This is a genomic window from Paenimyroides ummariense (assembly GCF_900115115.1).
Taxonomy (GTDB): domain Bacteria; phylum Bacteroidota; class Bacteroidia; order Flavobacteriales; family Flavobacteriaceae; genus Flavobacterium; species Flavobacterium ummariense.
Window position 1 is genome coordinate 17,304 of sequence record NZ_FOVI01000015.1, and the last position, 26,151, is coordinate 43,454.

At 34.5% G+C, this 26,151-nt stretch carries 20 protein-coding genes and 2 tRNA genes; 11 read left to right on the forward strand and 11 right to left on the reverse strand.

Annotated elements, in window-relative coordinates; genetic code table 11:
* Positions 1-66 precede the first annotated feature (66 nt).
* The gene (locus BM253_RS11155) at positions 67-6,795 is read left to right on the forward strand and encodes an alpha-2-macroglobulin family protein (RefSeq protein WP_091523982.1); all 6,729 of its coding nucleotides are present in this window, start codon (positions 67-69) and stop codon (positions 6,793-6,795) included.
* 69 nt (positions 6,796-6,864) lie between these two features.
* On the forward strand, positions 6,865-7,428 hold the full coding sequence (locus BM253_RS11160) for a hypothetical protein (RefSeq protein ID WP_091523985.1): 564 nt from the start codon (positions 6,865-6,867) through the stop codon (positions 7,426-7,428).
* Positions 7,429-7,700: 272 nt separating this feature from the next.
* Here BM253_RS11160 and scpA read toward each other — a convergent pair whose 3' ends face one another.
* From scpA to BM253_RS11200, 8 genes are all read right to left on the reverse strand, one after another.
* The gene (gene scpA, locus BM253_RS11165; RefSeq protein WP_091523988.1) at positions 7,701-9,824 is read right to left on the reverse strand and encodes a methylmalonyl-CoA mutase; all 2,124 of its coding nucleotides are present in this window, start codon (positions 9,822-9,824) and stop codon (positions 7,701-7,703) included.
* Positions 9,825-9,878: 54 nt separating this feature from the next.
* Positions 9,879-10,172 (reverse strand): type II toxin-antitoxin system RelE/ParE family toxin, encoded by a 294-nt coding sequence (locus BM253_RS11170; protein ID WP_091523992.1) that lies wholly within the window; start codon positions 10,170-10,172, stop codon positions 9,879-9,881.
* Positions 10,162-10,389: a hypothetical protein gene (locus tag BM253_RS11175; protein ID WP_091523994.1), complete on the reverse strand. Its 228-nt coding sequence runs from the start codon at positions 10,387-10,389 to the stop codon at positions 10,162-10,164. Before BM253_RS11175 ends, BM253_RS11170 begins: the two co-directional genes overlap by 11 nt.
* A 28-nt stretch (positions 10,390-10,417) precedes the next feature.
* Positions 10,418-11,770, reverse strand: coding sequence for a methylmalonyl-CoA mutase subunit beta (locus BM253_RS11180; RefSeq protein WP_091523998.1), 1,353 nt, complete (start codon positions 11,768-11,770; stop codon positions 10,418-10,420).
* 17 nt (positions 11,771-11,787) lie between these two features.
* A complete protein-coding gene (locus BM253_RS11185; protein ID WP_091524001.1) occupies positions 11,788-12,129 on the reverse strand; it encodes an FtsB family cell division protein in 342 nt (113 codons plus the stop codon).
* A 2-nt stretch (positions 12,130-12,131) separates the two neighbouring features.
* Positions 12,132-12,743: a uridine kinase gene (udk, locus tag BM253_RS11190; protein ID WP_091524004.1), complete on the reverse strand. Its 612-nt coding sequence runs from the start codon at positions 12,741-12,743 to the stop codon at positions 12,132-12,134.
* Positions 12,744-13,250: 507 nt separating this feature from the next.
* Positions 13,251-13,325 (reverse strand) — tRNA-Pro (locus BM253_RS11195).
* A 31-nt stretch (positions 13,326-13,356) separates the two neighbouring features.
* A tRNA-Pro gene (locus tag BM253_RS11200) sits at positions 13,357-13,431 on the reverse strand.
* 191 nt (positions 13,432-13,622) lie between these two features.
* Here BM253_RS11200 and trxB point away from each other — a divergent pair.
* The 6 genes from trxB to BM253_RS11230 all read left to right on the forward strand — a co-directional run bounded on the left by trxB (position 13,623) and on the right by BM253_RS11230 (position 19,157).
* Positions 13,623-14,567: a thioredoxin-disulfide reductase gene (trxB, locus tag BM253_RS11205; RefSeq protein WP_091524008.1), complete on the forward strand. Its 945-nt coding sequence runs from the start codon at positions 13,623-13,625 to the stop codon at positions 14,565-14,567.
* A gap of 39 nt (positions 14,568-14,606) precedes the next feature.
* The gene (locus BM253_RS11210) at positions 14,607-15,545 is read left to right on the forward strand and encodes an ABC transporter ATP-binding protein (RefSeq protein WP_091524012.1); all 939 of its coding nucleotides are present in this window, start codon (positions 14,607-14,609) and stop codon (positions 15,543-15,545) included.
* Positions 15,546-15,598: 53 nt separating this feature from the next.
* The gene (locus BM253_RS11215) at positions 15,599-16,414 is read left to right on the forward strand and encodes a hypothetical protein (RefSeq protein WP_091524015.1); all 816 of its coding nucleotides are present in this window, start codon (positions 15,599-15,601) and stop codon (positions 16,412-16,414) included.
* Positions 16,415-16,487: 73 nt separating this feature from the next.
* Positions 16,488-17,054: a DUF5715 family protein gene (locus BM253_RS11220; protein ID WP_091524019.1), complete on the forward strand. Its 567-nt coding sequence runs from the start codon at positions 16,488-16,490 to the stop codon at positions 17,052-17,054.
* A gap of 24 nt (positions 17,055-17,078) precedes the next feature.
* Positions 17,079-18,293 (forward strand): NAD(P)/FAD-dependent oxidoreductase, encoded by a 1,215-nt coding sequence (locus BM253_RS11225; RefSeq protein WP_091524022.1) that lies wholly within the window; start codon positions 17,079-17,081, stop codon positions 18,291-18,293.
* Between the two features lie 12 nt (positions 18,294-18,305).
* Positions 18,306-19,157: a glycoside hydrolase family 25 protein gene (locus tag BM253_RS11230; RefSeq protein ID WP_091524026.1), complete on the forward strand. Its 852-nt coding sequence runs from the start codon at positions 18,306-18,308 to the stop codon at positions 19,155-19,157.
* Between the two features lie 335 nt (positions 19,158-19,492).
* Here BM253_RS11230 and BM253_RS11240 read toward each other — a convergent pair whose 3' ends face one another.
* The 3 genes from BM253_RS11240 to BM253_RS11250 all read right to left on the reverse strand — a co-directional run bounded on the left by BM253_RS11240 (position 19,493) and on the right by BM253_RS11250 (position 23,776).
* Positions 19,493-20,272, reverse strand: coding sequence for a hypothetical protein (locus BM253_RS11240; RefSeq protein ID WP_091524032.1), 780 nt, complete (start codon positions 20,270-20,272; stop codon positions 19,493-19,495).
* Between the two features lie 178 nt (positions 20,273-20,450).
* On the reverse strand, positions 20,451-21,554 hold the full coding sequence (locus BM253_RS11245) for an ABC transporter permease (protein ID WP_091524035.1): 1,104 nt from the start codon (positions 21,552-21,554) through the stop codon (positions 20,451-20,453).
* 98 nt (positions 21,555-21,652) lie between these two features.
* Positions 21,653-23,776: a carboxy terminal-processing peptidase gene (locus tag BM253_RS11250; protein WP_245758492.1), complete on the reverse strand. Its 2,124-nt coding sequence runs from the start codon at positions 23,774-23,776 to the stop codon at positions 21,653-21,655.
* Positions 23,777-23,945: 169 nt separating this feature from the next.
* On the opposite strand from BM253_RS11250, the gene surE reads away from it, so the two are divergent.
* From surE to lpxB, 3 genes are read left to right on the forward strand one after another with little or no spacing between them, the layout of a single operon-like run.
* Positions 23,946-24,713 (forward strand): 5'/3'-nucleotidase SurE, encoded by a 768-nt coding sequence (gene surE / locus BM253_RS11255; RefSeq protein WP_091524134.1) that lies wholly within the window; start codon positions 23,946-23,948, stop codon positions 24,711-24,713.
* Positions 24,701-24,988 (forward strand): hypothetical protein, encoded by a 288-nt coding sequence (locus BM253_RS11260; protein WP_143095631.1) that lies wholly within the window; start codon positions 24,701-24,703, stop codon positions 24,986-24,988. The genes surE and BM253_RS11260 overlap by 13 nt, the downstream gene beginning before the upstream one ends.
* Positions 24,988-26,106 carry a lipid-A-disaccharide synthase gene (gene lpxB / locus BM253_RS11265; protein ID WP_091524044.1) on the forward strand — a complete coding sequence of 373 codons (1,119 nt, stop codon included), beginning with the start codon at positions 24,988-24,990 and terminating at the stop codon, positions 26,104-26,106. Before BM253_RS11260 ends, lpxB begins: the two co-directional genes overlap by 1 nt.
* Positions 26,107-26,151 lie beyond the last annotated feature (45 nt).

Sequence of the window (26,151 nt, forward strand, 5' to 3'; positions counted from 1 at the left end):
AAATTTTTTAAAGCTTAAATTTACAAAAAAGATGTATTTTAACAGCATCTTATTAGCAATAACCTTATGAAACACTTTTATTTACTGCTACTACTTGTTTTTACAACAACTATTCATGCACAAGATTTTTCTAAAGAATGGCAAAGAGTTTACGAATTAGAAAAAGAGGGGAGTTATAAAACACTGAAAAAAAACATTGATGATTTATATTCTAAAGCCAATAAAGCTAAGAATGAAACAGAAAAGGCAAAGGCTGTTCTTTTTAAAATGAAATTAGAAAACGTTTTGGAAGAAGTAAATTACCAAAAGAAAATTGATCGTTTGCAGCAAGAACTATCGAAAAGCAACGGAATTTACAAAGAGGTTTACCGCTGGTATTATATTAAAACCCTTATGGCAGCTTATGATTCTAAGCAATATTCTTGGAGCAGAAACTCTTTGGTAGAAAATACAACGGCTGAACTTCCTGTAAATATCGATTTATGGTCTAAAGATCATTTTAAAAACGTTGTGAACGAACAAGTAAATTTGCTTTTTAAGCAAGATCAGTTGTTAAAACAAACAAAGCTTTCAGGTATTAAAGATTTAGTTTTTTTTGATGAAATTGATTATAACTTAAACCAATCTGTTTACGAGTTTTTTGCAATTAATTTTATTAATGAATATTCTTATAGCTCGTCAATAATTCAACCTTTAAATGATGAATTATTTCGATTTGACTCCTCTTTTCATCAACAAAAAATAATCTTTCCTCCTAAAAATGACGATTTAAGAAACGAATTAGGAAAAAAAGCTGTTGAGTTGTTTCAAAAACTAGAAGCGTACTACATTTTAACAAATCAAAATAAGTCACTAGATAAAATAAGATATCTGCGTTTTGAAAAGTATGCAAAAGATAAATCGGCAGAAGGAGAAACTTTTCAAAACCTTGGAAAAAATCTATCAACCACTTTTTATAAAAATCGTTGGTATTCAGATTATGCTAATAAATTAAGTAAAGAAGCCAATAAAACCAATAAAAAAGATTACTACAACCGCTCGCTAAATGCAATTGCCGAAGTTAAAAAAAGCGCAGATGAAAACGATCAGCTAAATCATGTACAAAAATTAGAAAATAGTATAAAAGAAAAAGATTTTGCCGTATCGCTTAAAAAAGAAGTCTATGAAGGCGAACCTGTGAAATACTTAATTGATTATAAAAATATAGATACTTTGTATTTTGCGTATTACAATTTTTCTAATCATACGGTTTTAAACGATAGTATCTATCAATTAGTAGTTAAAAATCAGCAGCCAATTAAAACTACTTCGCGTGTTTTACCTAAAGATTTAATGTACTTTCAAACTTCAACAGAAGTTTTAGGAGAGCAGTTACCGTTGGGAAATTATCTGTTGGTAGCTTATTCTGATATAGATGATTTAAAAAAGTTTAGTCACCAGCATATTATTTCTTTTAAAACCACCAATGTATCGATAATTACAAAAAATAGTGGGGGAGATTCTTATACTATTTATGTTCTAAATCCAAAGACAGGAAATCCGTATAAAAATATATTAGTTAAATATCAAAATAAAAGCTATACAACCGATGACGCAGGAAAAGTAATTGTTTCGGACACCAGAGGGTACAATAAAGATAATATTGTAAAGGTTTTTATGCAAAATGAAACCTACCAAACAAACTTGTATTTAGATAGTTACAATGCTGAATACGTGAATAAAGAAAATACTAAACGAGAAGCGGAAATTAATTTGTTTACAGACAGATATATTTATCGACCTGGACAAGAAGTACATTTTAAAGGCATTTTGTACGTAGTACAAAAAGATGGAAACAACGTTTTGGAAAATAAATCTTTTAATGTGGTTTTAAAAGATGATAATTCTGATGAGGTTAATAAACTAACTGTTAAAACCAACGAATTAGGTGCTTTTAGCGGTACTTTTTTATTGCCTAAAAACATAGCAACAGGCGACTTTTATATTGAAGTTGATGAGCTAGATGAATATACTGATAAGACAGAAGAAGAATTTTGGGAGAATTTATATTTTCCAATGGCAAGTTTCAGGTATAAAGTAGAAGAATACAAACGCCCAACTTTTGATTTTGAAGTAGAAGAAATAAAACAAAACGTTTATTTTGATGAAAAAGTAACCATAAAAGGTAAAGCAAGTAGTTTGGCAGGTGGTGCAATTGCAAATGCTAAAGTAAAGCTAAACATTAATTCATCTTTTTACGATAGCGAAAAAAGAGGCTCAATAACTTTGGTAGATTCAAAAGAAGAACTATTTACCAACGATCAAGGTTTTTTTGAATATACCTTTACAGTTAAGTCTGATTCTATTAGTGAAAAAGCAAAAACAAACCCTATACAAACGCATGTTTATTATGAGATTGAAGTAATAGATCAAGCAGGTGAAGTTCATGAAACCGACGGGCAATTTACTGTTGCCAACACAAAATATAGATTAAATGCTTACAATTACAATGTATCGGTTACAAACAAACCTTTAAGTGTTACTGTTAATTCTACCAGTCATAACAACGATTTTTTACCTGTAACCGGTAAAGTGAAAATTTATCAAACCTTACCTGTTAATCATTTTTATAAAAGCAGACATTGGAATGTTCCCGAATTAGCATCTATAAATGAAAAAACATTTAGAGAGTTATTTCCTTACGAAACCTATTCGTTAAACGATGAAAAAGTAGCTGATAAAGTATTGGTTTACGAAGGAGCATACACCACACAAAAAGACAAAGATTTTGAATTAGATATTAAGAATTGGAAAACCGGGCGTTATAATTTTGAATTTGAAATTTCGGACGAAAAATCTGGTTTGCCAATTAAAGCTGAAACAACGTTTAATATAAAAAATGCCGATGAAAAACTGGCAACAAACGAAAATTTTACAGTAGTAAATCATTTAAAGTCAAATTCAAGTCAGTTGGTTTTAGAAACCAATAGCATATACGATCATGTTACGTTGTATGTAGAATATTTCGACCGAGATGCAAATATTAAAGCACTTAATTTCAACATAAAAAAAGGCACACAGCAAATTAAAATTCCTTTGGTTAATAGTACAGAAAACGAATCGGTTTCTTACAGTTGGTTTTTTGTATACAATCATCAGCTTTATTCAAACAGAGGAAATTATAACATAGAAAAAAGTAAAACAAATGAAGATTTTCTATGGAATGTTGAATGGCAGTCATGGAACGATAAATTAAATCCTGCCGAACAATATAAATGGAAACTACTGCTTAAAAATGCCAAAAATAATAAACCTTATCAAGGTGAGTTTTTAGCAAGTATGTACGATGCTTCTTTAGATTTATTGTTGAAAAATTCTTCGGAATATGGCACAGAATGGGCTACAAATGCACATAAAATAAACAATTATGTGTATGCATATTTTTCATTGCCTAGAAAAGCAGATATCGTTCAAAAGAACCATTTAAACACTTCTAACTACTATTATAACAACTCTTTTTATTGGAATACATGGAACTATTACGGTTGTACTTTTACTACACATAATTATTATAATCCTGCTTTTCAAAATCAACAAAGTAAAAATGTAGGGTTTCAGGTTGAAGTACGTGATGCTAAAACCAATAAATTTATTTCCAATGCTGTTGTAGTGAATCTTAAAAATTCAAACAAGACAATAACTAACGAAGACGGTTTTGCAAAAGTCTTGGGCAACAAAACGGCTTTAGTGGGTATTACAGCAGTAGGTTATAAAAACTTAAAAGTAGAATTAAAACAAGGTTTAACTGTTATTCATTTAGAACTTGTAGATGAACTTGTTTCAAAAATTTCGTACGATAGATTTAACGACGATATTAAAACATTCAACAAAATTTACAAGTACTATGTTGAACGTGTTGAAGGATTTTCTGATGTTTTAAACGAAGAACAACTGTTCACGCAAAAAGTTTTAAATAATGATGAAACACTGACCTATGATGTTATAGATGATAGCAATATTATTAAAGATGGCGTTTTAAAAACCATAAAAGGTATTGTAAAAACCCAAGATGGAGATCCAATTCCTGAGGCAACTGTTATGGTTCTTGATACTGATAAAAGTACCGAAACCGATGTAGAAGGAACTTATCAAATTAAAGCTTCAGCAGGCGATCGTATTCAAGTTAATTATGAAGGATTTACTACCGAAACATTGTATGTAAATCAAGCATCAATTCTAAACTTTGTTTTGTTAGAAGATCATTCTATAATTATGAATGATGTAGTCGTTGACACATATAGAACAGGTGGTGCAGAAAAAAGTAGTAAAGGGACAGGAAGTGGAGAAAGATTTATTGTAGCATCTAAAACAGTAGAAGGCAGACCAAATGCAAGTTTTATACAAACATTACAAGGTCAGGTTCCGGGGTTAAATATATCTACAGAAGCCCAAACTACTGTAAATTCTACAACAATTTATGGGAAAAATACACTTGAAGACACGCATAATAATATCACTTTACGCAAAAACTTACAAGAAACTGCGTTTTTCTTTCCGCATTTAAAAATTCAGAAAGATGGATTGGTAGAAATTGACTTTACCGCACCCGAAGCATTAACAAAATGGAAATTCCGTGGATTGGCACATAATAAAACCACCGATTTTGTTTATGTAGAAAGTTTAAGCAAAACTCAGAAAGATGTAATGATTCAGCCAAACATGCCACGTTTTGTTCGTGAAACCGATGTGGTTGTTTTAAAAGCGCGCGTAAGCAATACCACCAATGCACCGTTGCAGGCAACTGCTGTTTTGCGTTTGTTTAATACCGTTACCGGCAAGGATTTAACCGATAAAATTATTAAAACCGATAAGTTGGTTCTAACAACAATTAATGGTTTAAGTGCCAATACGGTTAGTTGGTCAGTTGAAATTCCTAAAGACATCGAAGGTTTGCAATACCGCATTTCTGTAAAAGCAGGCAATTTTACCGATGGTGAAGAAAGCGTAATTCCTGTTTTTAGCAATAGAACATTGATTACCGAAACCGCTGCTATTTGGCAATTGGGAAAACAAAATAAAGAATATAAACTTGATAATTTACTAAACAACAATTCACAAACGTTGAAAAATCATCAGTTTGTGGTGGAAATTTCGCACAACGCCACATGGTTAACTATGCAGTCGTTGCCTTATTTATATGATTTTCAGCATACGTGCAATGAACAAATTTTTGCCAAGTATTTTGCCGATGTTTTAGCGTTGCATGTGTTGGAAAAAAATCCTAAGATTAAAGATTTGATTTCTGAATGGAAGAATAATCCAAAATCGAAGTTAGAAGATAATGAAGAATTGAAACAATTGATGCTTCAGGAAACTCCGTGGATGAAAGATTTAGTTTCAGATCAAGAGAAAAAAGCACAGTTAGCAGCTTACTTTGATATGGATCGATTGGAAAAAGAAGCCGACGAAATTATAAAAACATTAGGCGAACGTCAAAATCCTTCGGGTGGTTTCGGGTGGTTTTCAGGCGGATATGAAAATACTTACATAACACAGCACATTTTGGTTACGGCGGCACAATTAGATAAATTGGGTATTTCGCATTTTAATGATACCGATGTTAAAAACATGGTAAACAAAGCGCACCGTTTCATTGATGTTGCTATTCAAAAAAATCTAAATACAACATATAAAAAAATATCAAATTATGCAGCAATCGATTATGCTTTTGTGAAGAGTTATTATTCGAAAGATTTTGCAATTCCTGCCGATGTTTCTAAACAATTAGATCAAAATTTTAGTGATTTAAAGAAAAATTGGGTAGAATTATCGCTTCAAAACAAAGCCAAACTCGCAATAGTTTTAAACAGAAAAGGCGATACAACTTGGGCAAAACAAATTCTAAATCAGTTAAATGAAAGCGCGGTGATCGATGAAACTTATGGAATGTATTGGAAAGAAAACAGCAACGAGTATTATTACTATCACAATGCAGCCGAAGTTCAGGCATTGATTATTGAGGCTTTTAAAGAGATTGATAACAACCAAACTACGCTTCAAAAATTAAATGCGTGGTTGTTAAGTCAGAAATTAAATAAAGATTGGGGCACCACAAAAGCAACCACATCGGCAATTTATGCGCTGTTGTTATCAAATTCAACCGAAATGGTAAAGGCAGATAAAGTGGTTGTGTCGGTAGCAAATCAAACCATAAAAAACAATGAAACTGCAGAAAATCAAACAGATGATTTGTTAGGGTATCAAACGTATCAATGGAAAGCAAATGAAATCACAAACGATTTTGGTAATGTATCGATAAAAAACAAAAGCGAAAAACCTGTTTTTGGTGGAATCTATTGGCAATATTTCGAAGATTTTAATGCGGTGAAAGATGCAACTAACGAAATCTTGAAAATTTCAAGAAAATTCTATATTGAAAATTCCGACAAAAAGCTGGAGGAAATTTCAAATAAAACCAAACTTAAATTAGGACAAAAAGTAATTATTCGTTTAGAAATTACAGCCGAAAAAGATATGGAATTCATTCATATTAAAGATATGCGTGCGGCAACTTTTGAACCTGTTGATGTGCTTTCGGGCTACAAATACAAAAACAATTTGCGTTATTACCAATCAACACGAGATGCTGCCACCAACTTTTTTATTGATTATTTGAATAAAGGTAGTTATGTGATTGATTATGAAGTGCGATTGAATAACGAAGGCAGTTTTACTAGCGGTATTTCAACCATTCAAAGTATGTACGCACCAGAGCACACCGCACACACCGCCGGTAAAACCATAAAAGTTGAGTAAGTTTACCAATTTAAGGCGAAGATTAGCTATCTTTGACAATTATTCTAAAATAGATTAGAACATTATTTAATGACAATAACAGGTACAATTAACCAGGTTTTTCCTAGGTTTTACTATAAAGAAGGCAAAAAAATTAACTATTATGAATTATTGGTTTCGTACAATTTTTATAATGGTGTGAACGAAATTTTATTGTTGGCAAAAGATTTTGATAAACGCGATTTAAACAATAAAGAACAGTTGTTTGTGTTTGAATTTGATATTGCAAGTAAGTTTGTAAACGATAAATTAATGACCGATTTTTACTTACAGTCGTACAAAAAAGTAAACAATCAAAACGAAAATCCGTTGATTGTAATTCGTACCTATTTTGAAAAATCTGGGTTTGAAGTTTTAAACAAACAAGAAGTTAAAAAACGCGTAAAAGTGTTTGGGAAGTTTACATCAATCCACAGAAACCAACCGCCTTTGTTTTGCTATTTCTGGGAAGATAACCACTTTTTGGTAGATATAAACAAGGTTTCTAAAATACAGTTAAACTGCCGCAGCCTGCCTTACAAAGACAAATACATAAGTAATGTTGAGGTTTGGCGAACTATGGAAAACGATAATTTTATAGGAAGTATTTTATAAAGAAAAGTGAAGTTAAGAAGCTTCACTTTTTTTGTTATCTTTATACTATCTGCAGAGTAAATTATGAAAAATATTTTATATTTAATAGGAGCATTTTTGCTTGCAGTAATAGTGGTATTACTTACAAATTCTTTTAAGAATGAATACGTTTCAATTATCATAGGTATTCTAATTATTAGTATATATACTTACTTTTTTAGAAAGTGGGAAATAAAAAGAAAATAGTATAAACTCTATAAAAAGATAAAGCCCTGAAATTTCAGGGCTCTTGTTTATTCTGTATCTAACAGCACATTTAAAATCGTAATGGCAGCGTCGGCAATTCTGGTTCCGGGACCAAAAACGGCTACTGCTCCTGAATCGAACAAATACTGATAATCTTGTGCAGGAATAACTCCGCCGACAATTACCATAATATCCTCACGACCGTATTTCTTTAGTTCTTCAATAACCTGCGGTACCAAAGTTTTATGACCAGCAGCTAATGACGAAACACCTAAAATATGTACATCGTTTTCAACGGCTTGCTTGGCTGCTTCGGCAGGTGTTTGAAACAACGGACCCATATCTACATCAAAACCAACATCGGCATAACCCGTAGCAACTACTTTTGCACCACGATCGTGCCCGTCTTGTCCCATTTTAGCAATCATGATACGTGGACGACGTCCTTCTTGTTTTGCAAAATCGTCGGCAAGTTGTTTTGCCTTGGCAAAATTTTCATCGGTTTTAATTTCTTTGTTGTACACGCCGCTAATGGTTTTAATTTGTGCTTTGTATCTGCCGTAAACTTCTTCCAATGCATCAGAAATTTCTCCTAATGTAACTCGGTTTTCAGCTGCTGTAACAGCCAATGCCAATAAATTGCCTTCGCCCGTTTTTGCTGCATTTGTTAAAGCTGTTAAACTTTGTTTTACTTTATTGTTATCACGAGTGGCTTTAATTTTATTTAAGCGTTCGATTTGCTGCTGACGAACAACTTGGTTATCAACTTCTAGAATCTGTAAAGGATCTTCTTTTTCCAATCGATATTTGTTCACTCCCACAATAATATCCTGACCAGAATCGATACGAGCTTGTTTACGAGCCGCTGCTTCTTCGATACGCATTTTAGGAATTCCAGCTTCAATAGCTTTGGTCATTCCACCATACGATTCTACTTCTTCAATCAATTTCCAAGCTTTTTCAGCAATCTCCGCCGTTAAACTTTCAACATAATAACTTCCTGCCCATGGATCAACCGTTTTACAAATTTTCGTTTCTTCTTGCAAGAAAATCTGCGTATTACGGGCAATTCGAGCAGAAAAATCTGTTGGTAAGGCAATAGCTTCGTCCAACGCGTTGGTGTGTAACGATTGTGTTCCGCCAAAAGCAGCAGCAGCAGCTTCAATAGCCGTACGAGCCACATTGTTAAAAGGATCTTGCTCGGTTAAACTCCAACCCGAAGTTTGACAATGTGTACGCAATGCCAATGATTTTTCTGAATTGGTGTTAAACTGTTTTATCAATTTAGCCCAAATCATTCTACCGGCGCGCATTTTGGCAATCTCCATAAAATGATTCATACCAATTGCCCAGAAAAACGAAAGGCGTGGTGCAAATTCATCAACTTTCATTCCGGCAGCCAATCCCGTGCGAATGTATTCTAAACCATCGGCTAAGGTATAAGCCAATTCAATATCAGCGGTAGCACCGGCTTCTTGCATGTGATAACCCGATATAGAAATTGAGTTGAATTTAGGCATGTTTTTGCTGGTATAATCAAAAATATCAGCAATAATTTTCATGGATGGGGTAGGTGGATAAATGTACGTATTACGCACCATGAACTCTTTTAAAATATCATTTTGAATGGTTCCTGAAAGTAATTTTTCATCTACGCCTTGCTCTTTTGCAGCAACAATATAAAATGCCAAAATAGGTAACACAGCACCGTTCATGGTCATAGAAACCGACATTTCATCTAATGGAATCTGATCGAACAAAATTTTCATATCTTCCACCGAATCAATCGCTACGCCGGCTTTACCAACATCGCCCACCACACGTTCGTGATCAGAATCGTAGCCGCGGTGCGTTGCCAAATCAAAAGCAACTGAAAGTCCTTTTTGCCCCGCAGCTAAATTTCTTCTATAAAAATCATTACTTTCTTCAGCAGTAGAAAAACCTGCATACTGACGAATAGTCCACGGGCGACGAACGTACATTGTTGCATAAGGTCCGCGTAAATTAGGTGCGAAACCGGCACCAAAACCAATATGTTCCAGTTCTTCAACATCGGCTAACGTATAGGTTTGTTTTACCTGAATACCTTCGGCTGTTTCAAAAGAATTTAGATTATCTGTTACGGTTTTCTTTTGATGTGGTAATTGTATATTTTGTATGTTTTTTCTCATGAATTTTTTAAATAATCTTCAAATTCATTAATAATTTTAATTTCTGAATATTTACTATTCTGGATATTTCTTGGTACTTCTTGATGTGTGAAAGCAAGAAAGTATTTTTATTATATGTTTATCCTCGTCAACATGATAGAAAATAAGAAATGGAAATTTATTTAAAGGTATTGCCCTAAATTCTTTATATCTATTTTGAAAATAAGGATTCGTCTCCAATTTTTTATAATTAGTCTCTACAGCATTATAAAACCTTTGAGCTAAAGACTTATTTATTTCATTATAATAAGCTATCGCATTTTCAATTTCTTGTTGAGCTCTTTTTGAAACAATTACCTTAAAAACCATATTTTTTTTTCAAAAGATCTAATGATTCTTGTGATGTAATATATTCTGTTTCAGGTTCGTTAAGGCGGTTTTCTAAAATGATTTTTTGCTCTTCAGAAAGATCACTGTCAATTGTTTTTAATACAATTACTTCAACTTCATCGGCATTAAAATCATCGGGTAAATTAATAATTACCTGTCGGTTTTTTACTTTCACTATTTCTCTGATTGCTTCCATGGTCTTCTTTTTCTGAAAGTTACAAAAATTATTCTTTAGCTAAACGTTCTTGTTCCAAAGCTTCTGCCAAACGTTTTTCAATGATCGGAGTAATTAATGTTTTACGCGGATTTTGCTTTACAAAAGGATACAACTCTAAATCGTGCGACATTTTATCTTGCGGATTCGGGTATTTGTTTGTTCCCAACAAAACTTCTTTGCCCGAATTGAACAATTCTTGTTCTTTTGTTGCTGCCTCGTTAATTTTTCGCTGAATAGTTCCTTCGATCAACTGTGAAATTAATCCGCCATTTTTTTCAATATCCTTAAAAAGCTCCAAACCTTTTTCTGCTAATTGCTGCGTTAAATTTTCAATGTAATACGCACCGTCTGCCGGATTGTTTACTTTATCAAAATAACTTTCTTCCTTTAAAATCAACAATTGATTTCTTGAAATACGGTCGCCAAATTCGTTTGTTTTATGGTAAAGTGCATCGTACGCAATATTTTCAACCGCATCGGCTCCACCCAAAACAGCACTCATACACTCGGTAGTTGTGCGCAGCATGTTTACGTTATAATCGTAAATGGTTTTGTTGCGATGGGTTGGTTTTGCAATAATGTGAAATGTAATGTTTGACGAATAAGCTTCTGCCAACGCATTCAAAGACAAACGTATAGCGCGTAGTTTGGCAATTTCAAAGAAATAATTTCCACCAACAGCAACTTCAACTGTAATGTTTTTATCGAAGTTTTCAATTAGGTTTAAATATTCGTTGGTGTGCGCCAAAGTGTAAGCAATTTGCTGCACCATATTAGCACCTGCGTTTTGGTACGTAGTTGTTTTTACGGTTAACCAGTTGATGTTGCTGGACTTTTTGTTGATTTTATTCAACGTTTCAAAATCTGAAGTTCCGTCTTTAAAGAAATTTCCATCGAAAGTTAATTGATGAATAGGATCGATCAAAACAAAAACTTCAAACTGTAATTTGGCAGCTTCGGTATTTACCTGTTCCACAACATCGGCATCTAAAAATAATAACTGCAAATAAACCGCTTTTGGCTGTTGCTGTAATTGATTGATAATGTTAACAACGTTTTTTTCTTTTGAAGGAATGATGAAACGAATGCTTTCTGCACCGCGTTTTAAAACTTCGTTTGCTTTTGCGATTGATTTTTCTGTATCGAAAACATAAATTTCCTGAACAATAGAAAAATTAGAGTTTTGTGTAGAAACGCCTGTGGTTACAGTATCTTCGTCGTTATGATAGAAAGGTTTAACTTTAATGCCTTCTAAACTTTCCCAAACCAATGTATCGTTATAATCGGCACCTTTTAATTCGTACTGAATTTGATTTTTCCATTGTTTTGATGTTACTTTTTCAAAATCGTTAAATAACATATTGTTGTATTGATTTGTTAGTTAGTTTCTTCTGTTGTGTATTCTTTGTCGCTGTCAATAATATAAATGTCTTCATTTTCGCGCTTCATGTAATATTTCTCTCGGGCGTATCGTTCAACTTCTTCCTTGCGGTATAGTTTTCTAATGTTTTTATCGTCGCTGTTAATTTCGGTTTGATAGTAATCTCGGTTTTCTTCCAGCTTGTTTATTTCCTTGTCAATAGTTCGGTGATCGTAAAAAGCGTAGGTATCAAAAAACAAAAGCCAAACAACAAAAAACAGGGTTGCTAAAATAAACCTGTTGGTAACCCATTTTAAAAACGGATATTTAATTAATAGGGCGGCGATTTTTTGTTTCATTCTTAATCGTTAATTTTTTTATTGATAACCGTTCGAACAATATCAATAGCTACGGTGTTGTATTTATCGTTAGGAATAATAATGTCTGCGTATGCTTTTGATGGTTCGATAAACTGCTCGTGCATTGGTTTCAATGTGGTTTGATATCGGTGTAAAACCTCGTCCATATCACGACCTCTTTCTACAATATCACGTTTTAACCTTCTGATTAATCGTTCGTCTGAATCGGCATGAACAAAAATTTTAATATCGAACAAATTGCGCAATTCCGGATTTGTCAATATCAAAATACCTTCAACAATCATTACTTTTCGCGGATGCGTTAAAATATAATCATCGGTTCTGTTGTGATGCACAAACGAATAAACCGGCTGGTTAATACTGTTGCCCGCTTTTAATTCTTTTAAATCAGAACAAAGCAGATCAAAATCAATCGCTCTTGGATGATCAAAATTAATCAGCGCACGTTCATCCATATTTAAATGATCGTTCGCTTTGTAGTAAGAATCCTGTGAGATGATACCCACTTCTGTTCCCGGTAATTCATTCATAATCTGGTGAACAACAGTTGTTTTACCGCTTCCCGTTCCGCCAGCTATACCAATTATAAGCATTCTATTATTGTTTTTACAAATGTACTTAATTATTGTAAAAACTTAAACCGACAACTGAAATTACTTTTAATTGTGTTTTTGTGAAAAATATCTACAATAAGTTGAGTATGTTTCTACAATAAGCAGAAATATATTTGTTTTTTGAACCAATAAATCAGGCTTTTTTAAATTGGTACGAGGTTTGTTTTATTATTATCAAATTAATTATGAAAAAGAAAAGTGTTAGTTATTAAGAGATGCTTTTTAGTATCTCTTACGCTAACAGATTTGAATTGATCTTTATTAGATATTAATAATAGATAGTAGTTTTTTGAATGTTTTTAGTTAAGTGTATGAGTTTTTCTTTTTAGAAAAATTCGTGTGATTATTAAAAAGAGCAATCTTTTTAAAGAAAATACCAGTCTTCTTTAGGGCTGGTATTTTTGTTTTGTTCTTTTTGAAATGATGATATATTTCTTTTTAGAGCGTAAAATAAAAAAAGTCTTCTTTGATATAAAGAAGACTTTGTCGGGGTGGCAGGATTCGAACCTGCGGCCTCCTGCTCCCAAAGCAGGCGCGATAACCGGGCTACGCTACACCCCGAGGTGGTTATCTGTTGCAATTAAAAATTTAGTCGGGGTGGCAGGATTCGAACCTGCGGCCTCCTGCTCCCAAAGCAGGCGCGATAACCGGGCTACGCTACACCCCGATAAAGCCTTAATTGCGAGTGCAAATGTAGAGAAAATTTTTATTTAATAAATGTTTTTATCTAAAAATTTCAAAAAAATATCTGCTATAACAACAATCAATTATACCATAGATATTTAAAAGGTAACTTTCTTTTATATCCATACATAAATATCTATTTTTGTACACGTAAAATTTGAATCTAACTAAAATATGTCAACAACTATAGAAACACTAAAATGCCTTATCATAGGCTCGGGACCTGCAGGTTATACAGCTGCAATTTATGCGGCGCGTGCTAATATGAATCCTGTTTTATATCAAGGAATGCAACCGGGCGGACAATTAACAACAACAAACGAGGTTGAGAATTTTCCGGGATATCCAGACGGTGTAACCGGACCTGAAATGATGATGCAATTGCAAGCACAGGCAAAACGTTTTGGTACCGATGTTCGCGATGGTTTTGCTACTAAAGTGGATTTATCGGGCGAAATTAAAAAAGTATGGATCAACGATACTATTGAAATTCATGCAAAAACGGTAATTATATCAACTGGTGCAACAGCAAAATATTTAGGAATTCCTTCTGAACAACATTACCTGCAAATGGGTGGTGGTGTATCGGCTTGTGCTGTTTGCGATGGTTTCTTCTACCGCAATCAAGAGGTAATCATTGTAGGTGCGGGCGATTCTGCTTGTGAAGAAGCTCATTATTTATCGCATTTATGTAAAAAAGTGACCATGTTGGTTCGATCTGAAAAATTCCGTGCATCAAAAATTATGGAAGATCGCGTTAAAAATACTCCGAACATTGAAATTTTGATGAGTACTGAAATTGATGAGGTTTTAGGTGACGGACAAATTGTAAATGGAGTTCGTGTGGTGAATAATGTTACCGGTGAGAAAAAAGAAATTGCTGTTACAGGTGTTTTCGTAGCAATTGGTCACAAACCAAATACCGATATTTTCGCAGGTCAGTTAACTATGGATGAAACCGGATATTTAATTACCGAAGGCAAAACATCTAAAACAAACGTTCCAGGTGTTTTTGCTTGTGGCGATGTGCAGGATAAAGATTACCGTCAGGCAATCACCGCAGCGGGATCGGGCTGTATCGCGGCTTTAGATGCCGAACGTTATATAGCAAGTTTATAATTTTATACAAATAGGCGGCTTCGGTCGCCTTTTTATTTTATGTTGCAGGTAAATCAACTTTCTTTTTCATACAACAATAGTCAGATTTTAAGCGATGTAAGTTTTCAGCTTAAAGCAGGAAATTCGTATGCATTGATAGGAGCAAGCGGTAGCGGAAAATCTACTTTGTTAAAACTGGTTTATGGTTTGTTGGATGCTGATTCTGGTTCGATTTTTTGGAACGAGAAGCAAATTTTAGGACCGGCTTATCATTTGGTTCCCGGAATGGATTATATGAAATATCTGGCACAAGATTTTGATTTGATGCCTTTTGTTTCGGTAGCCGAAAATGTGGGAAGGTTTTTATCGAATTTCTATCTGAAAGAGAAAAAGAATCGAGTTGATGAATTGTTGGAATTGGTCGATATGACGGAATTTGCCAACGTAAAAGCTAAGTTTTTAAGTGGAGGACAAATGCAGCGAACTGCTCTAGCACGAGTGTTAGCATTAGAACCCGAATTTTTGTTGTTAGATGAACCTTTTTCTCACATTGATCCTTTTCAAAAAAGAGAATTGGCAACACAGCTTTTTCAGTACTGCAAGCAAAAAGGAATTACCATTCTTTTTACATCGCACACGCCAGAAGAAGCCTTAATGTACGCCGATGAAATATTGGTTCTGCAAAATGGAATTTTAATAGAAAAAGATATACCACAAAATATTTACGAAAACCCCAAAAACGAATACATAGCTCGATTAACCGGCGATGTAAACATTATTCCTGCTAATTATTTTGATTTAAACATCAATGAAGTTTTGTATGTAAGACCACATGAGTTACAAATTTCTAATGATGGATCGGAAGTAAAAATTAAACATTCTTATTTTACCGGAAAGAATTATTTGATTTATGCTGTTTTAAATGATTTGGAAATTTGTTTTGTACATAAAACAGCTTTACAACCAAACGAACGTGTGTATGTTTCAGTTTTAAAATAAACTAAAGTCACTTTGATTAATAATTTCCTATCTTTAAATTATAAAACAAAGCAATGAAAAAGAGTGTGGTTTTTATGGGATTGGTTATGGCACTCATCATGGTGGTTATGGTGCCGCTGTTAGCCTATTTGTTTACCCATAAAAGTTGGTTGATTAGTTTAAGTGGAAAAAATGAATTGGGCGATGCCATTGGCGGAACCACTGCACCAATTATTGGAACCTGCGGTGTGGTTTTTACTTTCATGGCATTTTATATTCAGTATGAATTTAATAAAAGGCAAAGCGAAATTTTACAGTTGCAGGTTAAAATAAACATTCGACAGTCTTTGGAGCCATATTTTATTTACTTGATCGATAGTTTGAAGAAGTTCAAGCTGGAGAATAATTCTCAAAAGAAAATCAAATACAACGGCGAATATATCGAACCTGTAAATGCGGGCGATGCCATTAAATTAAAATATCAGGTATCAAACGTTTTTGTAAGTATTGTCGATTTTAAAGAAGATCATCATACCATAAAAAACCTGCAGTTAAGCGATTTATTTGCCTACGAAAAAGAAATTGCCTTTAGTGAAAATGTGATCGACGAATATGTTTTCCATGTAAATACAATCTTCAAGTTTTTGGGCTACAACATGGAAATTGATAATGGCGAAGACAAAAACGAAATCATAGAAGAGTTTTTGTTCAAGTATCTATCGAGTTTATCAATCAATGAAATTCATTTTAACCTATATTATCTGTTGATTTTTCATACCGATTTGGCTGTAAGCTGTAGAAATATCGTATTAAAATCAATAGAAAATTTACCTACAGATCGTAAAAAACAATTTTTGCTGAATATCTTTCAGTACAAAATAATCGGATAGATTTCAACTTTACTTAACGCTTAATTTTGTCGTTACGCATTAATAATGCTATTTTTGTGGGAAAAGAAAATCAATGACCCGTATTATTTTTGCCCTTGTATTATTATTGATACCCTGTACGTTTTTTGCCCAAACAAAGCCGTCTAAAGAATATACCACTCATTTAAATGCCGCTAAAAACCATAATGTTGGTTTGGTAAAAGACAAAGCACATTTAAATAAATTGGTAAAACAAGGCAAATTGGTGGCAATTAAACAACGCGGTTACGGCTACCGTATCGATAAATTAACCCACAGCCATGCGTATCTGGTTCCTAAAGGCAGAACCGTTTTAAATGCCATGGCACGAGATTTTGTGAAACTTGCCGGACAAAATTTCTTTGTGGTAACCTCGTTAACAAGAACCGAAGCAGACCAAAAGCGTTTGCGCCGTGTAAATTCCAACGCGTCTTCTAACGACAGTTCGCACAGTTATGGTGGTGCAATCGATATCTCTTACATTCGCTTTAATCATAAAAAACAAGTGAACGCAAAATTAGAGAAACATCTGGAAACAGTGCTGAAGCAATATCAGGCAAGCGGTAAAATTTATTTTGTAAAAGAACGTCAGTCGCGTTGTTTTCACATCATAATTAGGTAAATTTATTAACTTAAAAACAAGTTTATGGATTTGCATTCGGGCATGCCTTTTTGGGTGGTTTTAAACCCATTGTACAATTATTACAATCCGCTTAAAAAAAATATCGAAACGCACACTGTTATCATTGGTTCGGGCATTACCGGCGCTTTGGTGGCACATACGTTGTGCAGTTTGGGTATTGAATGTATTGTGGTTGATAAACGAACAATCGGTACCGGAAGCACCGCAGCTTCAACTGCGCAATTGCAGTATGAAATCGATGTTCCTTTGATGGATCTGATCGAAAAAGTCGGAGAAAAACAGGCGGTAGATGCTTACAAATGTTGTTTACAGTCGATTACCGATGTCGAAAACGTATTTAAATCAATCGGAAAAAATCCTGATTTCGAGCGTGTTCCTACTTATTTATTGGCTTCAGACAGATCCGGTAAAAAGTTGTTGCAAAAAGAATTCAATGCTCGAAAAGATGCCGGACTTCCTGTTGAATATTTAGAGCAAGATGTTGTAAAATCCGATTTAGGAATTGATGCAAAAGCAGCCTTGTATAACGATACTTCTGCCCAGCTTGATTGTTACAAGGGCGCAACCTATATTTTAGATCATTATCTGCAAAAAAAACAATTGCAGTTATTTTCACATACGTTGATTGAAGATTACGTTGAAACCGAATCGGGTTACGAATTGGTTACGGAACACGGCAGTAAAATCACCTGTAAAAATGTGGTAATTGCCGCAGGTTACGAAGCCGGCGAGTTTCTTCCTAAAAAAGTAATGGATCTGCTTTCTACTTTCGCCATAGTTTCGCATCCTGTCGATAAAAAATACATTTGGAAAAACAATGCTTTGATTTGGGAAACCAAAACTCCTTACTTGTATATGCGTACCACAAGTGATAATCGAATAATAGTTGGCGGAGAAGATGAAGATTTCAATAATCCCGATAAACGAGATAAATCGTTGCGTAAAAAAGCAGCGATTCTTGAAAAGAAATTCAAAAAAATGTTTCCCGAAATTCCTTTTGTAACCGATATGTCTTGGGCGGGAACGTTTAGCGCAACCGCAGACGGACTGCCGTATATTGGCATGTATCCCAACAAACCCAACATGTATTTTGCTTTGGGTTACGGCGGCAACGGCATCACTTTTAGCATGATTGCAGCGCAGGTTATCGGTAATTTAATTACAGGTAAGGCAGATCCTCGTGCCGAATTGTTTGGTTTTGATCGATCTAAACGTTAAGCAGATTACAAGATGGCAGCTCCAAAACCTAAAAAATATGTTCGCAAACGTGCACCTAAAAAGAAAAAGGTTGCCGTGTGGAAATGGCATATTTTGGCGTACACGATGCTTATTATTGCTTTTTTGATTTTTCATTACCGTGACGGAATCGGTTATTTTGTGACCGATTTATATGAACGAATTTTTAAGAAAGAAGACAGCAAAGAAGTAACTGTTCACGATTTCCGAGCAATGGAGATTTTAGACAAACACAACGATCATTTGTTTGGATTTGATGTGTCGCATTATCAGTACGATATCGATTGGAAAGAAATTGATTCGTTATACGGAAAGTTTGCTGTTGATTATGTTTTTTTACGATCTACCATGGGAACCGATGGGGTAGATGCCAAGTTTACGTACAATTGGAAAAAAGCCAAAAGCCGATTGTTGGTTCGCGGTGCGTATCATTATTACCGCCCAGACGAAAATAGTACGCAACAAGCACTCAACTTTATTAAAAATACTCCTTTAGAGCCTGGAGATTTTTTTCCGGTGTTGGATATTGAGGAACTTCCAAAAGAACAATCCAAAGAAAAAATGCGCGAAGGATTGAAAAACTGGCTACTTATCGTAGAAAAACATTACGGCGTAAAACCCATTATTTATTCGGGTGCCAATTTTTACGAACATCATTTAAAGGAACATTTTCCCGAATATAAAATCTGGATTGCCAAATACAGTTTGTTCAGCGAAAAAATGAACGACGACTGGCATTTTTGGCAGTTTACCGATAAAGGCACCGTAAACGGTATTGAAACAAAAGTAGATTTGAATATTTTTAAAGGCGACCGCTACGATTTAAAGCAGTTTGTTATTCAGTAGCTAATCGGATTGTGTTTTGTAACACCCAATTTCTATTTTGTACCACCCGATTTATATTTTGTAGCACCAGATTTACATTTTGTAACACTCGATTTGTATTTTGTAAGACCAGATTTGCGTTTTGTAGCATTCGATTTGTATTGCTACATTGTTTAACCGCACAGATTGAAAATCCGTGTTATCGGGTTTCTCTGAACGTTTTGGGGCTTTGCGATGGTGGGGCAATCGAAGCACAAATCTTCAATTCTGCACAAAAGTTGAACCGAAGAACAACCGTTGAACTTTGTAGTTTCGCCCCACTATCGCAAAACCCTTGTTGGTGGCAGTTTTTTTATTTACATTATGTTTTCAAATAAAGTTGCCTCTTCAAATGAAATTTCTTTTGTTATAAAAATATCTTCTATTCTCATAATTCCTTTTATTTTATCAATAACTTGTTCTGTTTTTTCGCTCAGTTTATTGTTTGGTAAAATTTCCTCATAATAATCAATCGTATTGTGCCATTCGTTCAGGAAGTGCAGGTCTTTCAAATTTTTAAGTTTGCTAAAAAGTTGGTGATAATTTTCACGAATTATGTGTGAAATCAATTTTTTAGTTCCGTCCATTTTTGCCGTTTCTATATCATTGTAAAGTTGTTTTATAGGTCCTGTCATTCCTGGACAAAGATTTGTAAAGTCCCAATCTGAATTTTTTATTGCAGATATTTCGCTGTCGCTCCAAAATGTATCGTTGAGTTCATTGATATAAAAATTGTCGTTAGATTTCTCAATAATTGAGTAAAAAGGAAAAGGGAAAAGGTTCGATAAATTAAGTACTTGTTTATCAGTTGCATTTGAAGGTAGCCAAGTTTCAGTTTTGAAGTCTAATTGAAATTCTTGTAGATAAAATACAGATATTTTCTCAAGTAATTCTATATCTTTTGTATAATCGTTATTTGAAAAAATAAAGTCCTTTATATTGGGATTGATATTTCTTAAAAAATCAATAGTCAGCTCATTAACTTCACTTTCAGCTTCTGAAACAGAGGAAAACTTGTCAATCAGTTGTCCAAAGCCACCATATTTGTATCCATCTCCTTCCCAAAATAAGTATGATTTTCGTATTATTATTTCCATAGTATAGTTGTTTAAGCGGTCGGTATAAAATTGCCACCAACAAGTAAATATACGCAATTACCTTTTTTTACAATAAAAACTTCATATAACCTTAAAAAAAACAGCATGTTAATGCGATGAATGTATTGTTATTTCGAATAACTTCGGTTTTTGTATAAATTTACGAATATTTCATATTCTACCCCTTCACATCCAAGGCATCACGCAACGCATTACCAATCATCATAAAAGCAACTACTACCAAACACATTGCCAAGCCGGGAATTAACGCCAAATGCGGTTTTCCTAAAATAATGTAGTTGTAGTGTTCTTTAATCATGCCGCCCCAGCTTGGTACAGGTACTTGTGCACCCAAACCTAAAAAGCTTAAACCACTTTCTACTAAAATTGCCGAAGCAAAATTGGCTGCCGAAATAACAATAACCGGAGCCATGATATTTGGTATAATATGTTTAAAAATAATGCGTAGATCCGAAAATCCTAAAGCACGTGCTGCGGTTACATACTGCATTTGTTTTACGCTTAACACCTGTCCGCGAACTACTCGAGCAACTTCAACCCACATGGTTAAACCAACGGCAATGAATACCTGCCAAAATCCTTTTCCTAATGCCAAGGTTATGGCAATCACAAGCAAAAGGGTAGGGATAGACCATATTACGTTTATCAGCCACAGAATAAAAGCATCGGTTTTTCCGCCAAAATAGCCGGCAAGTGCGCCCAGTGTAATACCAATGATTAATGAAATAAACACAGCTACAAAACCAATTGCCAGCGAAACGCGTGCGCCAACCAGTAATCGACTTAAATAATCGCGCCCCTGATTATCGGTTCCTAACAGATATTTTTTTGTTTTAATGTGGTTTTCTTCTATCGATTTTTCATCCGCTTCGGGAAATACATTAGTAAGCAGGTATTTGGTTTGTGAAGTAGATGGATCAACCGAAAATTCATTGTAATAAAGGGTGTCGCCTTTAAAAGTGTAAGATAAAATAGGAATAAACTGTTCTTTAATTTCTTTGCCCGTAAAATAATCAAAAACCGATGTTTTGTTTTTATTGCCCAACGGAATGTTTATTGTTTTAACGGTAAAACCTGGTTTTTGCGTACTTATAGAAACATCGCCGTTGTTTGCATTTACGGTATTGTCGGGCGCTAAAATATAGGCACCTAATGCAGACAAACTTAAAACCACGATAAAGACTAATGAAAAAACGCCCCAAGAATTTCTTTTAAATTTTTGGAGCGCCTTTTTATTTGCCGAAACAAATTTTTTAAACACTTTTTTATTTTTTAAATGACAATCATTAGTTATGTCTTATTAGTTCTCGATACTTCGGCGGGCTCAGCAACCACAAGCTCGAACAGATGCCCTAAATATTACTTTACTAAATTAGTTGTTGAACCAATTTTGAATTTACTTGCTTTTATATCTTGCAAAACATTTACGGCTTCTTCTACATAAACATCGTTGTTCAGGCTTTTAAACCAGCGTTTGCGTTTGTTTTGCAGCACGGTATCGTTTTTAATCAACGCTTCATCGTGCGGTAATGATGTAAATGCCAAACTGTTTTTATAATCTTTCAACACATTGAAACGTTTTGATTGTTCTTCTAACTGTTTCGATTTTGCCAAATACTCGTTATATTCCAACGGAAAGGTATTATCGTCTTGTTGTGATTTTACCCACTTCGCACTTTCGTCAATCAGTTTAAATTGAGCATTCGCAGCTACACGCTTTTTACTTTTGTCTTTTACCGGAGCAAAATTATAGTCGAAAACGTTGTACTTTGCTTTTGCGATTTTATCCCACTCCATTGCATTTTCGTTGTCGCGCTCGCCTGTATCAACATATAGGAAACGATCTGGTAGAACCAAATCACTTTCTACACCTTTTAATTGGGTTGACCCCCCGTTAACTCGGTAAAATTTCTGACTTGTGAATTTCATAGCTCCTAAATCGCCGATTTTTTTATTTCCGAAACGGTTTAAATCCAATAAATTTTGAACGGTTCCTTTTCCAAATGAATGTTTCGATCCTAAAATCAACCCACGGTTATAATCTTGAATGGCAGCTGCAAAAATTTCAGAAGCCGAAGCCGAATAATTGTTCACTAAAACCACCAACGGTCCTGTCCATTGCGTTTTGTTGTCGCGATCGTATAACACATCGCTTTCGCCCGATTTTGCTTTTACCTGTACAACTGGTCCTTGCGGAATAAACAAACCAACCATATCAACAACTGTTTGCAGTGATCCACCGCCGTTGTTACGTAAATCTACAATGATTCCTTCTACCTTTTGTTCTTTAAGATATTCCACTTCTTTGGCAACATCTTTAAAGGCATCGCGACCGTCACGGTTTTCAAAGCTAATGTAGAATTTAGGTAAATGAATAATTCCGAATTTCCCCTCAGGCGTATCGATAACCGATGATTTTGCAAAGGTTTCTTCAATTTCGAATTTATCACGAACAATAGCAATCACTTTTACATTTCCGTCAGCTTTTTTAACGGTCAATTTAACGGTAGTGCCTTTTTTACCTTTAATCATTTTAACCACCTTTTCTAATCGCATACCTGCAATATCAACCGGTTGTTCATCGCCTTGGGCTACTTTTAAAATAATATCGCCGTTTTCTAGTTCGCCTTGTTTCATGGCAGGTCCGCCCGGTATCACTTCTGTAATTTCTGTATTCTGATCTTTTTTACGAAGCTGTGCGCCAATTCCTTCCATAGAACCCGCCATGCTTTCGTCGAATTTCTGTTTATCGTCCGGAGCCAAATAGTTCGTATGTGGATCAAACTGCTCTAAAAGCGTGTTAATGTAAACCGATAACCATTCTTCACGAGAAATCTCTTCGAAAAATTCAAAAAACTCGTTCAATGATTTTAAAGTTATTTCGCGCGATTCTTTTTCCAATTCGGCAAAATCTTTTTTAGGTTCTTTACCAATAGAATCTTTTTCTTGAAGTTTTAGTTTATCTTCGATACCCGAAAGTACGTTCAACTTCAATTGTTTGCGCCAGCGTTCTTTAAGCTCTTCTTTGTTTTTAGCCCATGGTTGTTTTTCGTAATCGGTATCAATTGATTCCTTAACGGTAAAATCTATAGGCTTTGCCAAAATTTCCTTGTAATACGCTTTTGCCTCTTGAATTCTGGTTTGCAACATCGGATAACTTTCGTTAAAAAAGTTAATGCGTTGTTCTTTGAATTCCTCATCTATCAAGGTTTTGTATTTGTTCAACCCGTCAACGTCAGATTGCAATAAATAACGTTTGTTTCCGTCAATTACCTTTAAATAGTTGGTATATACTTTTTCCGAAAAAGCATCGTTAATATCGGCAGGTTTATAATGCGCATTGGTAAGCACAAAATTTAAAACCCCCATTAAAAACGCTTCTTTTTCAGGATCGGGATCAGCCGATTTTTTAAAAGGAATAAAACTCCATAATACTGCAGCAAGTGCCACAACAAGTATCAATACTTTATAATTTCTCTTCATAAATTGCCAAATAGCAGTCATCAAATAATTTTCAACTAAAGTAACTAAATTCTTATTACAAAAACTATTAAAGATTAAATAAAATTTTGTTAACTGTTTTAAGCAGCTACTCGTTTTAAAGGCTTTTTTAATTAAAATGATTACTTTTACGGGAACAAAAGTTTTTTTTATGAAAAAGCCATTGATTTTAGTAACGAACGACGACGGAATTACCGCTCCGGGGATTCGTACTTTAATTAGTATTATGAAAGAAATTGGTCAGGTGGTTGTAGTAGCACCAGATAGTCCGCAATCGGGCACGGGGCACGCCATTACCGTTAACAATACGTTGTTTTTAGAGCAGGTTTATATTGATAAAGACGAAATTAAAGAATTCGCTTGTTCAGGAACGCCTGTAGATTGTGTGAAAATTGCCATTGACCAGATCATTAAAGCAAAACCTGATATTTGTGTTTCGGGGATTAATCACGGATCTAATTCGGCTTCGAACGTAATCTATTCAGGAACTATGTCTGCGGCAGTAGAAGCTGGTATGAGTGGAATTCCCGCACTTGGTTTTTCTTTGGCAGATTTCAGTTGGAACGCCGATTTTGAACCAATCAAGAAATTCGTAAAGCAAATTACCGAAGAAACCCTTAAAAACGGTTTGCCCGAAGGTGTGGTGTTGAATGTGAATTTCCCTAAACTGGCAGAAAAAAACATTAAAGGAATTAAAATATGCCGACAGGCAAAAGCTACGTGGGTTGAAAAGTTCGATGAACGCACCAATCCGCACGGGAAAAAATATTATTGGCTAACCGGAACTTTTGTAAATCACGACAAAGGCGAAGATACCGATGAATGGGCACTTGCCAATGGATATATTTCTGTTGTGCCTGTGCAGTACGATTTAACTGCTTACCACGCAGTACAACAACTTAATACATGGGATTTGTAATGGATCGATTTTTAAAATTTTTATTAGGAACTTTTTGCGCATTGGCAATTTCGTTTGTATGCGGGTGCGTTTTGTTTTATCTGTTTACAAAGATGAATCCTTTAGATGGCGGTTTGATCTTTAAAATGACCGATGTATCAACCAAAGCCTTTTCATTGGGATCAATCCCTAATATCGGTTTGTTTTATCTGTTTTTAAACCGCGAAAATTATTTTAGCGCACGTGGCGTTATTTTCTCGTTTATACTAATTGCCTTCTACATTATTTTTAGTTAATGAAATATTACATTATAGCCGGCGAAGCTTCGGGCGATTTGCACGGAGCCAATTTAATGAAAGCGCTTTTCAAAGAAGAACCCAATGCTGAAGTACGTTTTTGGGGCGGCGAATTAATGCAGCAGGTTGGCGGTACGTTGGTAAAACACTATAAAGATCTGGCTTTTATGGGCTTTGCAGAAGTTGTAGCAAACCTTAGAACCATTTTTAAGAATATCGATTTTTGTAAGAAGGATATTAAAGCCTTTAACCCTGATATAATTATTTTTATTGATTATCCCGGTTTTAACATGCGCATTGCTAAATGGGCAAAGAACGAAGGTTTTGATACACATTATTATATTTCGCCACAAATTTGGGCTTGGAAAGAAGGTAGAATTAAAGCGATAAAACGCGATGTAAACCAAATGTACACTATTCTTCCTTTCGAAAAAGATTTTTACGAAAACAAACATAATTATCCTGTGCATTATGTTGGGCATCCGTTGCTGGATGCTATTGAAACCTTTAAGAAAAATCAGTCAATAGATTTTAAAGAGGTTTATGGTTTGGATGATCGACCAATAATTGCCTTGTTGCCTGGAAGCCGTAAACAGGAAATTTCAAAACTGCTTACCGAAATGTTGCGTATTGTTGATTCATATCCGCAGTTTCAATTTATTATTGCAGGCGCACCAAGTTTAAATGCCGATTTTTATCAGCCATTCATCAAACAAGAAAATGTGCAGTTAATCTTGAACGATACCTATAATTTGTTGAACAATGCATACGCTGCCATAGTAACATCGGGCACGGCAACACTGGAAACAGCCTTGTTTAATGTGCCGCAGGTGGTGGTTTATAAGGGAAATGAAATATCGTATCAAATAGCAAAACGAGTTATCAAATTAAAGTATATTTCGTTGGTAAATTTAATTATGGATGAACCAATTGTTACTGAATTGATCCAAAAAGAATGTAATACAGCGAACATTAAAAAAGAATTCGATAAAGTTATCAACAATTCCGATCGGTCTAAAATGCTTGCAAAGTACCATGAACTAAGTGAATTGTTAGGCGGTGGTGGTGCAAGTGAGCGAGTTATCAACATAATTAAGAAAACTTTAAGAACTTTTTAGGAAGTTTAAGAAAATTAAAAAACCTATATTTGTGTTATACCAAAG